Genomic DNA, 12,641 nt, shown 5'->3' with positions numbered 1-12,641 from the left:
ACTGTCACGCGGCGGCGAGGGCGAAACCGTCTCGCGATTCCCCCATCCGGGTCGCTCGATCAAGCTGATTTTTGCTGACGCATCAATATTTTAGAGATTAATTAGGCTTCCGGGGTTGATCTTGAAGGGATACCGCCTTAATTTGGGCGCAAATCGCCAACCGACGCACTGACATTTTGCTGAACACGATGCGCTCGTGCTCGGTATTACTTCTTTTGTTCGATTAGTGATTAGTTCGACTGATCTACATTCGAAATATTTATCCCACATCAACCAAGGAGAACATGATGAAGTTCATCCGATCCGCGGCAGCGGCGCTTCTTTTTGCATCCGGGGCTGCCCTTGCGCCCGCCCCCGCTGCAGCGCAGGGCTGCCCGATCGACCGGCCGATCGTTTTCGGCGACCTGGATTGGGATTCCGCAGTTTTCCACAATGATGTGGCCCGCTTCATCCTGGAGAAGGGCTACGGCTGCAAGACGGATTCGATCCCCGGCACCACCGTGCCGCTCTACGCGGGCACCGTGCGCGGCGACATCGACGTGATCATGGAGATCTGGTCGAACACCTCACCCGAGGTGTGGACCAAGGGTCTGGCCGACGACAAGGTGCGGGAAGTCGGCGTAAACTTTCCCGATGCGTACCAGAACTGGTTCGTTCCGCGCTATCTGGTCGAGGGTGACGACGCTCCCGCCAAGGGGCTGAAGTCCGTCGCCGATCTTCCGAAGTTCAAGGCGCTGTTCACGGATCCGGAGGAACCGAGCAAGGGCCGCTTCTACAATTGCATCTCGGGCTGGGCCTGCGAGATGGTCAACACCAAGAAGTTTCACGCCTATGGCCTGGACAAGGATTTCGTGAACTTCCGCCCGGGCACCGGGGCAGCCCTCATCGCAGCGGTCGAGGGTAGCATCAAGCGCAAGAAGCCGATCGTGTTCCATTACTGGGGCCCGACCTGGCTGCTCGGCAAGCTCGGCGACCAAGTCGTGGCGCTGGAGGAGCCGGCCTATGACGATGCCGCCTGGCAACAGCTGATGGACGCCAAGTCGCCCGAAGAGGTGAAGAAGGCGACCGCCTATCCGCAGATCTCGGTGAAGATCGGCCTGAACGCGGGACTCGCGGACAAGGCAGGCGATCTGGTCGCCTTCCTGAAGAACTACAAGACGACCAGTGCGCTCGTCTCGGAGGCGCTCGCCTACGCCCAGGACCATGACGGCTCGATGGAAACGGCCGCTCACCACTTCCTCGAGACCCGACAGGACCTGTGGACGAAGTGGGTGCCTGACGATGTCGCCAAACGCGTCAAGGCGGCGCTCTAACGCCGTTTCGGTGCCCCGCCTCAGGCGGGGCGCCCTTTCATTTGAGATGCTTCATGACAATTGATCTTTTCCCAGACCTGCGAGCGCCGCTCGCGCGCATGACAAATGATGCGGTCGATGCGCTCGTTACCCAGTACGGCGCACTTTTCGAGACCATTTCTACCGCCATTCTGTCGGTGCTCCTCGTTGTCGAGCACGGGCTGCGGGCCGTGCCGCCGGTGGTCCTGATCGCCGCGGTGGGGGCAATTGCCTTCTATGCGAGCCGCAAGCCGTTCTTTTCGGTGGCGGCAGCCTTGGGCATGTGGCTCATCGGCGCCCTCGGGATGTGGGATCAGGCCATGCAGACGCTCGCCATCATTCTGGTGGCTGTGGCGATCTCCGTCGTCATCGGCATGCCGCTCGGTATCGCGGCCGCCTCTTCAGCGGCGGTGCGACGCATTCTGATGCCGTTGCTCGATCTGATGCAGACCATCCCGAGTTTCGTCTATCTCATCCCCGCCGCGATGCTCTTCGGTCTCGGCAAGGTGCCCGCGATCCTGGCCACGGTGGTCTATGCGGCCCCACCCTTGATCCGCCTCACCGATCTCGGCATCCGCGAGGTCGATTACGCCGTCGTGGAGGCGAGCCGAGCCTTCGGCGCCACCCGTTGGCAGATCTTGAGCGGGGTCCAGATTCCCTTATCGCTGCCCGCAATCATGCAGGGCATCAACCAGACCACCATGCTGGCGCTGTCCATGGTCGTCATCGCCTCGATGATCGGTGCACGCGGCGTCGGCGAGACGGTGTTGCTGGGGCTGCAGCGCAACGATTCCGGAATGGGCCTCGTTGGCGGCCTGACGATCGTCGTGCTCGCCGTGGTCATCGACCGCATCACCCAAGCCTACGGCCAGCGGCTGCAGCGCCACCGCAAGGCAGGAGCGTGAGCCGAATGTCTCTCATCGAACTCGATCGCGTCACCACCATCTTCGGCAAGGCACCGCGCGAGGCGCTCGCCCGTCTGCGGCAAGGCGCGGACAAGAAGACGCTGCTCGACGAAACCGGCCATGTGGTCGGCCTGCACGACGTCTCGCTGTCCATCGAGGCAGGCGAGATTTTCGTCATTATGGGCCTGTCAGGCTCGGGCAAGTCGACCCTGGTGCGCCACATCAACCGGCTGGTCGATCCAACCGACGGAGAGGTGCGTATCGACGGCACGAACATCCTTTCGTTGTCGCGCGCCGAGCTCATCCGCCTGCGCCGCAAGCGGATCACCATGGTCTTCCAGCGCTTCGGCCTTCTGCCGCACCGCCAGGTGATCGAAAACGTGGCCTACGGCCTGGCGATCCACGGCGTTCCCAAGAAGGAGCGGCTGGCTCGGGCTCGGGAGTGGATCGAGCGTGTCAGCCTCTCCGGATACGAGACCCACTATCCCGACCAGCTTTCGGGCGGCATGCAGCAGCGGGTGGGGCTCGCGCGCGCACTCGCGGCCGATACCGATATCATTCTCATGGACGAAGCCTTCTCGGCGCTCGATCCCCTGATCCGCAGCGAACTGCAGGACGAGGTGGTCAACCTGCAGCGCAGCACCGGTAAGACGGTCGTGTTCATCACGCATGATCTCGACGAGGCGCTGCGTCTCGCCGATCGCATCGCCGTGCTGCGCGACGGCGCTCTCGTCCAGGTCGGCACGCCGGCCGACATCCTGCTGAAGCCGGCCGACGCCTATGTCGAAAGCTTTGTGCGCAACGTGAACCGGGCCCGTGCGCTCACGGTCGAGACGCTGATGAAACCGCCTGCACTGCGTCTAACGGCCGAGTCGATCGGCGAGGCGCTGGCTGCCATGCGACGCATGCGCACCGATGTCGGCTACGTTGTCGACGACGGGCGCTTTGCAGGCGTCGTCACCAAGGACGTGCTCGAGCGCGCCGCTAACGAGCAAGGCAGGACGACTGCCGCGTCCGAAGTCGCCGAACACTTGCCGTCGGCAACGACGGCTTGCGCGATCGAGACCGTGCTGCCGGCGCTCCTCGAACATCAGCACCCGATTCCGATCGTGGACGAGCGTGGCGACTTTGCCGGTGTCCTACGCCCGGAAGACGTCGGCGAGATGCTGGGCAGCGATAGTCCGTCGAAGGAGGAGGAGCAAGCCGAAAGCCCCGCCGAAGCACTGAAGCACGCGCAGCCGGCCGCCTGACCGGCGGCCTCGCCACCGCAGCTTGCGACGGATCAGGGCGAGGGCCGCGGGCGAAGCTGGGCATCCTCGTAAGCGATGACCCAGTCCATCATGGTCCGCCATAACGTCTCGGCAAGGTCCGGCGGTGCGCCGCGATGCGCGGCCTCGGCGCGGACACGGGCCGCAACGTCCTCGACCCGGTGGGGAATGAGTGCCGGCAGGCCCTGCGCGCGCTTCACCGCAATGACCCGATCGACGACCGCCATGCGCCGCGCGACGAGGGCCACCATCTCGGCGTCGATCGCGTCGATCTCGGCCCGAAACGCAGCCAGCACCGCGCGATCGGACGTGGCCTCCGCCATCACGCCCACCACGCCTCGGGCAGCTTCATGCGGCCGGCCGCCGCCTCCACGACCTGCCCGGCCGCGAAGAGCGTCTCCTCGTCGAAGGGCCGGCCGATGAGCTGCAGGCCGAGCGGCAGGCCCTGGGAGTCGTGCCCCGCGGGCACGGATATTCCGGGCAGGCCCGCCATATTCACGGTCACCGTGAAGACGTCGTTGAGATACATCTCGACCGGCGAGGCCGTTTCCATTTCGGCAAGACCGAAGGCGGCCGAGGGCGTCGCCGGAGTCAGGATGGCATCGACCCCGTCGCGGAACACAGTCTCGAAGTCCCGCTTGATCAAGGTGCGGATCTTCTGCGCCCTCAGATAATAGGCATCGTAATAGCCGGCCGATAGCACATAGGTGCCGATCATGATGCGCCGCCGGACCTCCTTGCCGAAGCCCGCCGCGCGCGTGTTCTCATACATCTCGACGATGCCCTGCCCCGGCACGCGCGCGCCGTAGCGCACGCCGTCGTAGCGCGCGAGATTGGAGGAGGCCTCGGCCGGCGCCACGATATAATAGGCCGGCAGCGCATATTTCGTATGCGGCAGCGAGATGTCGACCACCGTCGCGCCCGCATCCTCCAGCCACTGCCGCCCTTTCTGCCAGAGATCGGCGATCTCCTGCGGCATACCTTCGACCTGATATTCCTTCGGGATACCGATCTTGAGGCCTTTCACGCCGCGGCCGACCGCCGCCTCGAAATCCGGCACGCGCACGTCAGCCGAGGTGCTGTCCTTCGGATCGTGGCCGGACATGGACTTGAGCAGCACCGCGCAGTCGCGCACCGTCTTGCCGATCGGCCCTGCCTGATCGAGAGAAGATGCGAAGGCGACGATCCCCCAGCGCGAGCACCGCCCGTAGGTCGGCTTGATGCCGACGGTGCCGGTGAAGGCTGCCGGCTGGCGGATGGAGCCGCCGGTGTCGGTGGCGGTCGCGCCGAGGCAGAGGCGCGCGGCCACCGCCGCCGCCGAGCCGCCGGAGGAGCCGCCAGGCACGAGCGCGGCGTTCGAGCCCTGACGTCGCCAGGGATTGACCACCGGCCCGAAGCGGGATGTCTCGTTGGACGAGCCCATGGCGAATTCGTCGTTGTTCAGCTTGCCGAGCATCACGGCGCCGTCACGCCAGAGCTGCGCGGTCACCGTCGACTCGTAGGGCGGCACGAACTCGCCGAGGATCTTCGAACAGGCGGTGGTGCGCACCCCGGTCGTGCAGAAAAGGTCCTTCACCCCGAGCGGAATGCCCTCGAGCGGCCGGGCCTCGCCGGCAGCAATACGGCGATCGCTTTGGGCAGCCTGTTCCAGCGCTTTTTCCGGTGTTTCCAGCACATAGGCGTTCAGCGGCCGCGCCGCCTCGACTGCGGCGATATGCGTCTCTGCGAGTTCCTTGGCCGAGAAGCGCTTGGCGGCCAGGCCATCGCGCGCTTCGCAAAGGGTAAGGTCCGTGAGTTCGGTCACTGGGTCTCTCGTCATTGCGCCGGTTGATGCATGGCCCGGAGATCGGCGCGGCCATCCACTCGATAATCGGCTGTGCCGCACCACCTGCTGTGCGCGCGTGCGCCAAGGCTCACTCGACGACTTTGGGCACCACGAAAAAATTGTCTTCCGACACCGGGGCATTGGCCAGGATCGCCTCCGGGGAGCCACCGTCCGTCACCTCATCCGGCCGTTGCCGCAAGGCCATGGGCGTCACCGACGTCATTGGCTCCACGCCCGTGACATCGACCTTATCGAGCTCTTCCACAAAGGCGAGAATGGCATTGAGCTCACCTTGCAGGTGAGGGATCTCCTCGTCTGCGACGGCGATGCGCGCAAGATGCGCGATGCGGCGAACGGTCTTCTCGTCGACGGACATGAACGCGGACCGGGATATGATTGCGGGTCGACGGGCTATAGCACCCGGACATTTCACGCCGCAACCCGCGAACGGTCAACGGCGGCTGGACGGCGACGCACCCGGCATGAACTCGCCCTCGCCCCTGTTCTGGACGGCTGCCTGGTTGAGGGCAGCGGCATCGAGTTCCCGCTGGCGCCGCCGCACGGCGAGCGCCCATTTGCGGGCACGCTCGTCCTCGCCCGTCCTGGCTTGTCGGGTCGAGGCTCCGGAGGTTGCGCCCAGACTCACGATGCGATCGGGCGGGATCGTTCCGGCAAGAGCTTCATCGTCCGACATCGTCGCAGCATCCCTGGGCGGCTCAGGCGGAACCGCGCTCGCGATCGGCTGGAGGACCGACATTCGACCGAAACCGCCTCCAACCGAGCCGCCATATGTCCAGGACATGAGGCGCGCATGCGGCAGCGGAACGAAAGGTAACGACTCGAGATCGACCGCGATCCAGGCGCCCGTCAGCTCGGCATCGTCCACGACGAGGCCGGGCTGTCCCATCGCCGGGTCGGCGACCCGTTCTGGCAGGGGTTCGGCGCGCAGATGTCTCATTCACCGCCGTCGGGGTAAAGACTTCGTAAACAGGTTATCGCACCAAAACCCGGCCAATGCGACGACGAGCTGACGGCAAGGTTAACCGCCGCCCGTCCCCCGGCCCTTGCCTCAAACCGTGAAGGCCTCGTTCTTCGTGGGAACGACGACCTTCGTGCCCTGGTCGTGCATCGCAGCAACGAATTTATCCGCATTGGGCTCGATGATCGGAAACGAGCCATAGTGGCAAGGAATAACGCATTTGAGCTTGAAGAAGCGGCGCACCGCGAGCGCTGCCGTCAACGGACTCATGGTGAAGCGATCGCCGATCGGCACCATAGCGACCTCCGGTTCGTGAATCTCGGCAATCAGCGCCATGTCGCCGAAGATATCGGTATCGCCCATGTGATAGACGGTCGGCTCGCCGGGCGCCTTGACGATCACGCCATTGGGGCTGCCGAGCGGGACATTGACGCCCTGTTCGGTGAGGCCGGCGGAATGGTCGGCCCGCACGAGGCTCACGCTGAAGCCGCCGAGGTCCACCGTGCCGCCGGTATTCATCGGCTCGAAGCGCTCGAGCCCCTGAGAGACGAGCCACATGCCGAGATCGAAATTGGTGACCACCGTCGCGCCGGTCTCCTTGGCGATGGCGAGCGTATCGCCGATATGATCGCCGTGGCCGTGCGTGACCAGGATGTGGCTCACCCCGGCCATGGCCGTCTTCGGATCCTCGGTAAAAGCGGGATTGCCGGTGAAAAAGGGATCGATCAAGACGGCCTTTCCGGCGAAGTCCAGCCGAAAGGCGGAATGTCCGAACCAGGTGATCTGCATGGCGCACTCCCGTATTACGATGCCAGTTGCGGGCGACCATAGGTCAACTGTGCCGAGGTCGGAAAGCGGGATGTCCGTCAAACCGGCGCGAGACGGCGATGCGGTTCCGGCGGCAGTTCCATCCGGATGGGATCGCCGGGGCGCACCAGGCCGCCACGCTGGACGATGCCCATGACGCCGGACTTGCGCAAGAGATTGCCTTCGGCATCGCATCCGAGTACGGCCTTCATCAGACCAGGCTGGAAATGGTCGAGCTGAGCGCAAGGGTTGCGCAGCCCGGTGACCAGAACAGCGGCCTCGTCACCCAGGAAAAGCAAGGTGCCGACCGGCAGGCCGAGAAGATCGATGCCGCGCGTCGTCACATTCTCACCCATGGCGCCGGGCGATACGGCAAAGCCCGCCGCAGTAAGCTCCTCGTGCAGCTCGGCATGGATGAGATGGACTTGGCGGAGATTGGGCTGACTCGGATCGACTTTGACGCGCGAGCGATGCTTGACGGTTTCGCCGCAATGGGCATCGCCATCGACGCCCTGCCCGACAACGAGCCGGATCGCATCGAGATTGGGTTTGCTGAACCGGTGTTCTCGATCGCAGCTGACCGCCGTCACAACCCCGCTCATCACGAATCTCCTTCTGCGAGCATTTGCCCCTAGCGACGCGCGTGTTAGCACGAAGCGATGGCGACGATCGTATCGATTGAGAGTTTCAGGGATCTGGAGCCCGGGCGAAGACTGCTCGGTCTCGATCTCGGCACCAAGACCATCGGGCTCGCGCTCTCCGACGTGAGACGCGTGGTCGCCACGCCTCTCGAGACAATCCAGCGCACGAAATTCACCAAAGATGCCGCGCGGCTCACCGCCATCTGCACAGAGCACGCGATCGGCGGCCTCGTGGTGGGCCTGCCCCTCAACATGGATGGCTCGGAGGGACCGCGCGCCCAGGCGACCCGCGCCTTCATCCGCAATCTCGGCCCCCTTCTCGACCTGCCCGTCGTTCTCTGGGACGAACGACTCACCACCGTTGCTGTCAATCGCGCGATGATCGCCGCCGATACCTCGCGCGCGCGCCGTGCCGAGGTCGTCGACAAGGTGGCCGCCGGGTACATTCTCCAGGGAGTTCTCGACCGGCTCTCGGAGCTCAGCAGACGCGGCCGCGATCCAGCCCAGAACGATTGATTGGACCGTTTTTTTGTTCGCGAATCCCAAATATATGTGCTACATTTTTGCCATAATTCTACTAAGGTCGTAATGCGTCAGTGCTTAGTTATTTTGATAATCCCATAATTCCATGAACACCAATTTTTGATGGATATTAAACAAATGCTTATGGAAGAACATAGACTACGACAGGGCACTCAACACGATTACGATACTTCTCTCCCCAGTCCGCAAGACAACATAGATCCCACCGAGATCGCGATCTATATTGCCCAGCTTTCGGGAGAACTAGCTGATATGTCGCGCAAGGCTCGCCTCGATGTGATCGCCTATTTCCTCGAAATGGTGCGCGAGGAGGCTCGAAAAACCGCACGACGCGGCCGCCCCGTCACGGAAATAAGAGCACAACTGGCGAGATGATTAACAGATGACGGAACGATTAGTTGTATCTGCTGAGGATGTCATGCAGGTCCACTGACCGTCAGCTGAGCCTACTAATAAACCGGCACGCGCGCCGATTTTCGCGACCTTGCCGTCTCCGCGGCGGCAGGGGCGCGGCACGGGCGTGTGACGGCTTGGGCCAGTGCGCGGCTGAGCACGTTTCAACTTGTCTGCATCAGGGAAGATCGACCCCGAAGACCTGCAGCAACAGAACGCTATTGAGAGTGAGGACCACGATTGCCCCGACGATCGCGGCGATATCGGTCAGCCGACCATTGGCGAACTCGCCCATGATGTCGCGCCGTCGGGTGAAGACGACGAGCGCGATCATCGGGATGGGAAGCGCGAAGGACAGGATGACCTGACTGAAGACGAGTGCCTCCGTCGCATTGACGCCGAGCCCGACCACGACGAAAGCGGGCAGCATGGTCACGAGGCGCCGGATGACGAGCGGAATACGCACGCCGATAAAGCCCTGCATGATCATCTGGCCGGCCATGGTGCCGACCACCGAGCTCGATATGCCCGAGGCGATCAGGGACACGAGAAAGACGGCAGCCGCTGCGCCCCCGAGAAGCGGCGTCAAAGTATGATAGGCGGTCTCGATCTCCGCCACCTCGGCATGACCTTCGTGGAAGGCAGCCGATGCCATCATCACCATGGCCATATTGACGAGGCCGGCGACTGCCAGCGCGAGGACGACCTCCCAATTGGAAAAGCGCAGCAGGACGCGCCGCTGGCGGTTGTCGCGCGCCGGGGCGCGCTTCTGCGTCAGGCCGGAGTGGAGATAGACGGCATGCGGCATGACCGTCGCGCCGATAATGCCGACTGAGATGGCGAGCGCTTCGCCTCCGGGCATGCTGGGCTGGATGATGTGCAAGGCAGCCTCGCGCCAGTCCACCGGAGCGATCAGCATCTCGACGAGATAGCAGAGGCCGATCAAGCCGACGAGGAGCCCGATGATCATCTCCATCGGCCGGAAGCCGCGCCCCTCGACGAGCAGGATGGCATAGGTCAGGACCGCCGTGACCCCCATCCCGGCCATCAACGGCATATGGAACAGAAGCGACAGCCCGATCGCGCCGCCGAGAAACTCGGCCAGGTCGGTCGCCATGGCCGCGACCTCGCTGACGCCCCACATCACCCAGACGAGCGCCTTCGGGCTCTCGTCGCGGCAGACTTCCGCGAGGTTGCGGCCGGTGACGATGCCGAGCTTGGCCGATAGCGCCTGGAACAGCATGGCGATAAGATTCGCCATCAGCACGACCCACAGGAGGCTGTAGCCATATTTGGCGCCGGCCTGGATATTGGTCGCGAAATTGCCCGGGTCCATATAGGCGATGGACGAGACGACCGCGGGGCCGGCGAAGAGAAGCATCGATCGGATGCCGCGCCGCTCGCCGCTCAACACGTCGCCGATGGCCGCGGCCGTCCGGTCGCTCAAGCTGGATTTGGCCGTCACATCGCGCATCGTGCTGTCTGGCATCGAAGAGGAATGTAGCCTAAGCTACATTTTTGACAAGAAGGTATAAATATTGGGCCGATGCTTCATCGGGCAAGGCCTTGAGGGGAGGACGAATGCAGGGAAGGCCGGACAGCACCGCATCGCCACGGGAGCAGGAAGCGGCCGAGGCGGAGCGCTTCGGGCAGGCCCGCCGTGCACGGTCGGCAGCACTGGCGGAAGATTATGTCGAGCTCATTGCCGACCTCCTGGAGGTCGATGGCGAGGCGCGGCCCGTCGACATCGCCCGCCGCCTCGGCGTGTCGCATGCAACCGTTATCAAGTCGCTCGGCCGGCTGCGACGCGAGAACCTCGTCAGCGGCAAGCCCTATCGCGGTATCTTTCTGACCGCATCGGGAGAGGAACTGGCCAAGCGCGTGCGCGCCAGGCACCGGCTCGTGGTGGAACTGCTCGTTGCGGTCGGCGTGCCGCGGGACGATGCGGAGACGGACGCGGAGGGCATCGAACACCACGTCTCAGACAACACGCTCGCCGCCTTCGCGCGTTTTCTTGCCGCCCGGGACTAGGCCGGATACTTCAAGGATACGCCGTTGCCGGCGTGGCGCATGACATAACCGGCAAGTTCGAGTTCGACGACCGCCCGCTGCACCTCGCGCGCGGCGAGCCCCGACTGCCGCGCAAGATCGTCGAGCGGCACAGGCGACGGGCCAAGGAGCGCCAGCAGCCGCCGGCCGTGAAGCGAATGCCCATCGGCGAGCGGCGTCTCCGGGCCGATGCCCGAGCCTTGCGAATGGCTCGCGAGCGTGATTTCTCCCGACAGGATGGCTGATCGGTCGCGCGATGGCGCAACTCCATCCTGCAGGCCGTCATACGAAAACCCGAGAGGGGCGGTCGGCGCCGGTGGCACGTCGGCCATGTCGAGCTCATCCCACAGCGGCTCACCCGCATCCTCCCGCGACTGGTCGTTCCAGGCCTCCAGCGGCGGTCGTTCGGCTTCGATCAAGGGCGCGAGCGCGGAAACGACGTGCTCCACATCGGCGCAGAGCGTCGCCCCCTGGCGAATGAGATCGTTCGTCCCCTCCGCCCGCGGATCGAGGGGCGACCCTGGGACGGCAAATACCTCCCGTCCCTGTTCGAGTGCGAAACGGGCGGTAATGAGCGAGCCAGACCGGCGGGCGGCTTCCACCACGACGACGCCAAGGGCCACGCCGGAGACGATGCGGTTGCGCCGTGGAAAGTCGCGGCCCCGCGGCTCGTAGCCCATGGCCATTTCCGAGACGACGGCCCCCTGCCCCGCGATGCGCTCCAGGAGCTCCTGATTCTCCGCCGGGTAGACCCGGTCATGCCCGCCGGCCAGCACGGCCACGGTGCCACTCGCCAGGCTCACGGCATGGGCGCGGGTATCGATCCCCCGTGCGAGGCCGGACACGACGACGAAGCCGGCCTCGCCGAGCCCGGCCGCGAGCCGCTCAGTGAATTTCAGACCGGCGGCGGAGGCGTTGCGCGATCCGACGATCGCAACCATGGGACGGGCGAGAACCACCGCCTCGCCGCGAATGCCGAGGATCGGCGGCGCGGAATCGATCTCCTTGAGCAGCCGTGGATAGTCGGGCTCGCCGAGTGCGACGAAGCGGACGCCGAGATGCTGCGCCCGCTCGATCTCGCGCTCGGCCTCGGCACGGGTCGTGATATGAATGGATCGCCCCGTCCGGCGCGCCACGTCCGGCAGTGCTGCCAAGGCCGCCTCGGCACTGCCGAAACGCCCCAGCAAGCTACGGAAGCTGCGGGGGCCAATGCTTTCGGAACGCGAAAGCCGCAGCCAGCTCAGCCGCTGCTCATCCGTGAGACGAAGCTCCCCCAAACGCCCCTCTCCCCCGCCTCTAGCCCTTGCTGCCTATTCGGCTTTCCTCGCCTCTGAGGAGGCGCTGGATATTGGCCCGGTGCCGCACCCATAGAAGCGCGGCGAGCCCAACGAAGAGCACGGCCGCCGGTGCATTCCCGAGGGTGAAGAGCACGGCTGGCGTGACGGCGCTCGCAACGAGCGCGGCAAGTGACGAGTATCGGACAAGGAAGGCCACCGCCAGCCAGATGATGGCGAAGGCGAGCGCCGCCCAGATATTGAGGCCGATGAGGCAGCCGATGAAGGTGGCAACCCCCTTGCCGCCTTTGAAGCCGAGCCAAACCGGAAAGAGATGGCCGAGAAAGGCGCCGAGCGCCGCCACCAAGGCCGCGCCCTCGCTCCAGCGGGCAGCAATCAGCACGGCGACCGTGCCCTTCAGTGCGTCACCGAGAAGCGTCGCGGCAGCCAGGAGCTTGTTGCCCGTGCGCAGGACATTCGTGGCGCCGATATTGCCTGAGCCGACGGCACGAATGTCGCCGAGCCCGGCGATACGCGTCAGCAGCAACCCGAATGGGATCGAACCGAGCAGATAGCCGAAAACGAGTGCCACCAGCACCTGCGGCCATGCCCCGATGTCGCTCATC

General features: G+C 64.6%; 15 protein-coding genes. 6 read left to right on the top strand and 9 right to left on the bottom strand.

Annotation, left to right across the window (positions count from 1 at the left end; all coding sequences use genetic code 11):
• The first annotated feature begins 287 nt into the window (after nt 1-287).
• The 3 genes from ACFQU1_RS16535 to ACFQU1_RS16525 are packed head-to-tail and all read left to right on the top strand — an operon-like array spanning nt 288 to nt 3,486.
• A complete protein-coding gene (locus tag ACFQU1_RS16535) occupies nt 288-1,313 on the top strand; it encodes an ABC transporter substrate-binding protein (RefSeq protein WP_378134574.1) in 1,026 nt (341 codons plus the stop codon).
• A gap of 53 nt (nt 1,314-1,366) precedes the next feature.
• Nucleotides 1,367-2,236, top strand: a complete 870-nt coding sequence (locus tag ACFQU1_RS16530; protein WP_378134572.1) for an ABC transporter permease — start codon at nt 1,367-1,369, stop codon at nt 2,234-2,236.
• A 5-nt stretch (nt 2,237-2,241) separates the two neighbouring features.
• Complete coding sequence (locus tag ACFQU1_RS16525; protein WP_378134570.1) at nt 2,242-3,486, top strand: glycine betaine/L-proline ABC transporter ATP-binding protein; 1,245 nt, start codon at nt 2,242-2,244, stop codon at nt 3,484-3,486.
• A 32-nt stretch (nt 3,487-3,518) separates the two neighbouring features.
• On the opposite strand, the gene ACFQU1_RS16520 is transcribed toward ACFQU1_RS16525, so the two are convergent.
• The 6 genes from ACFQU1_RS16520 to ACFQU1_RS16495 all read right to left on the bottom strand — a co-directional run bounded on the left by ACFQU1_RS16520 (nt 3,519) and on the right by ACFQU1_RS16495 (nt 7,717).
• Nucleotides 3,519-3,827: a chorismate mutase gene (locus tag ACFQU1_RS16520; RefSeq protein WP_378134568.1), complete on the bottom strand. Its 309-nt coding sequence runs from the start codon at nt 3,825-3,827 to the stop codon at nt 3,519-3,521.
• Complete coding sequence (gatA, locus tag ACFQU1_RS16515) at nt 3,827-5,308, bottom strand: Asp-tRNA(Asn)/Glu-tRNA(Gln) amidotransferase subunit GatA (protein WP_378134566.1); 1,482 nt, start codon at nt 5,306-5,308, stop codon at nt 3,827-3,829. Before gatA ends, ACFQU1_RS16520 begins: the two co-directional genes overlap by 1 nt.
• Before the next feature lie 109 nt (nt 5,309-5,417).
• The gene (gatC, locus tag ACFQU1_RS16510; RefSeq protein ID WP_378134564.1) at nt 5,418-5,705 is read right to left on the bottom strand and encodes an Asp-tRNA(Asn)/Glu-tRNA(Gln) amidotransferase subunit GatC; all 288 of its coding nucleotides are present in this window, start codon (nt 5,703-5,705) and stop codon (nt 5,418-5,420) included.
• Nucleotides 5,706-5,780: 75 nt separating this feature from the next.
• A complete protein-coding gene (locus tag ACFQU1_RS16505) occupies nt 5,781-6,287 on the bottom strand; it encodes a hypothetical protein (protein WP_378134561.1) in 507 nt (168 codons plus the stop codon).
• Nucleotides 6,288-6,398: 111 nt separating this feature from the next.
• The gene (locus ACFQU1_RS16500) at nt 6,399-7,097 is read right to left on the bottom strand and encodes a metal-dependent hydrolase (protein ID WP_378134559.1); all 699 of its coding nucleotides are present in this window, start codon (nt 7,095-7,097) and stop codon (nt 6,399-6,401) included.
• 77 nt (nt 7,098-7,174) lie between these two features.
• The gene (locus ACFQU1_RS16495; protein ID WP_378134557.1) at nt 7,175-7,717 is read right to left on the bottom strand and encodes an MOSC domain-containing protein; all 543 of its coding nucleotides are present in this window, start codon (nt 7,715-7,717) and stop codon (nt 7,175-7,177) included.
• Between the two features lie 57 nt (nt 7,718-7,774).
• Between ACFQU1_RS16495 and ruvX the strand changes: the two genes are divergently transcribed.
• Together ruvX and ACFQU1_RS16485 are read left to right on the top strand one after the other, a co-directional pair.
• A complete protein-coding gene (gene ruvX / locus ACFQU1_RS16490; protein WP_378134555.1) occupies nt 7,775-8,272 on the top strand; it encodes a Holliday junction resolvase RuvX in 498 nt (165 codons plus the stop codon).
• 129 nt (nt 8,273-8,401) lie between these two features.
• Complete coding sequence (locus tag ACFQU1_RS16485; RefSeq protein ID WP_378134553.1) at nt 8,402-8,674, top strand: hypothetical protein; 273 nt, start codon at nt 8,402-8,404, stop codon at nt 8,672-8,674.
• A gap of 196 nt (nt 8,675-8,870) precedes the next feature.
• On the opposite strand, the gene ACFQU1_RS16480 is transcribed toward ACFQU1_RS16485, so the two are convergent.
• Nucleotides 8,871-10,166, bottom strand: coding sequence for an Nramp family divalent metal transporter (locus ACFQU1_RS16480; RefSeq protein ID WP_378134551.1), 1,296 nt, complete (start codon nt 10,164-10,166; stop codon nt 8,871-8,873).
• 107 nt (nt 10,167-10,273) lie between these two features.
• Between ACFQU1_RS16480 and mntR the strand changes: the two genes are divergently transcribed.
• Nucleotides 10,274-10,723 (top strand): manganese-binding transcriptional regulator MntR, encoded by a 450-nt coding sequence (gene mntR / locus ACFQU1_RS16475; protein ID WP_378134549.1) that lies wholly within the window; start codon nt 10,274-10,276, stop codon nt 10,721-10,723.
• Here mntR and dprA read toward each other — a convergent pair.
• Entirely contained in the window at nt 10,720-12,018 is a 1,299-nt protein-coding gene (gene dprA / locus ACFQU1_RS16470) for a DNA-processing protein DprA (RefSeq protein WP_378134547.1), read from the bottom strand. The two genes, mntR and dprA, sit on opposite strands and share 4 nt — an antisense overlap.
• Nucleotides 12,019-12,037: 19 nt before the next feature.
• On the bottom strand, nt 12,038-12,640 hold the full coding sequence (gene plsY / locus ACFQU1_RS16465; protein WP_378134546.1) for a glycerol-3-phosphate 1-O-acyltransferase PlsY: 603 nt from the start codon (nt 12,638-12,640) through the stop codon (nt 12,038-12,040).
• Between the last annotated feature and the right edge of the window lies 1 nt (nt 12,641).

Origin of the sequence: Chelatococcus sp. GCM10030263 (assembly GCF_042666455.1) — a bacterium.
In the GTDB taxonomy this organism is placed as follows: Bacteria; Pseudomonadota; Alphaproteobacteria; order Rhizobiales; family Beijerinckiaceae; genus Chelatococcus.
The sequence above is the reverse complement of the archived record's forward strand: the minus strand, read 5'-3'. Positions and strand labels throughout refer to the sequence as shown.

Excerpts from the sequence above, each read along its gene's own strand:
- ACFQU1_RS16485 (WP_378134553.1), top strand. The coding sequence starts at position 8,402 with ATGGATATTAAACAAATGCTTATGGAAGAACATAGACTACGACAGGGC.
- ACFQU1_RS16535 (WP_378134574.1), top strand. The coding sequence starts at position 288 with ATGAAGTTCATCCGATCCGCGGCAGCGGCGCTTCTTTTTGCATCCGGG.
- ACFQU1_RS16530 (WP_378134572.1), top strand. The coding sequence starts at position 1,367 with ATGACAATTGATCTTTTCCCAGACCTGCGAGCGCCGCTCGCGCGCATG.
- ACFQU1_RS16525 (WP_378134570.1), top strand. The coding sequence starts at position 2,242 with ATGTCTCTCATCGAACTCGATCGCGTCACCACCATCTTCGGCAAGGCA.
- ACFQU1_RS16505 (WP_378134561.1), bottom strand. The coding sequence starts at position 6,287 with ATGAGACATCTGCGCGCCGAACCCCTGCCAGAACGGGTCGCCGACCCG.
- plsY (WP_378134546.1), bottom strand. The coding sequence starts at position 12,640 with ATGAGCGACATCGGGGCATGGCCGCAGGTGCTGGTGGCACTCGTTTTC.
- ACFQU1_RS16500 (WP_378134559.1), bottom strand. The coding sequence starts at position 7,097 with ATGCAGATCACCTGGTTCGGACATTCCGCCTTTCGGCTGGACTTCGCC.
- gatC (WP_378134564.1), bottom strand. The coding sequence starts at position 5,705 with ATGTCCGTCGACGAGAAGACCGTTCGCCGCATCGCGCATCTTGCGCGC.
- ruvX (WP_378134555.1), top strand. The coding sequence starts at position 7,775 with ATGGCGACGATCGTATCGATTGAGAGTTTCAGGGATCTGGAGCCCGGG.
- mntR (WP_378134549.1), top strand. The coding sequence starts at position 10,274 with ATGCAGGGAAGGCCGGACAGCACCGCATCGCCACGGGAGCAGGAAGCG.
- ACFQU1_RS16520 (WP_378134568.1), bottom strand. The coding sequence starts at position 3,827 with ATGGCGGAGGCCACGTCCGATCGCGCGGTGCTGGCTGCGTTTCGGGCC.
- ACFQU1_RS16480 (WP_378134551.1), bottom strand. The coding sequence starts at position 10,166 with ATGCGCGATGTGACGGCCAAATCCAGCTTGAGCGACCGGACGGCCGCG.
- ACFQU1_RS16495 (WP_378134557.1), bottom strand. The coding sequence starts at position 7,717 with ATGAGCGGGGTTGTGACGGCGGTCAGCTGCGATCGAGAACACCGGTTC.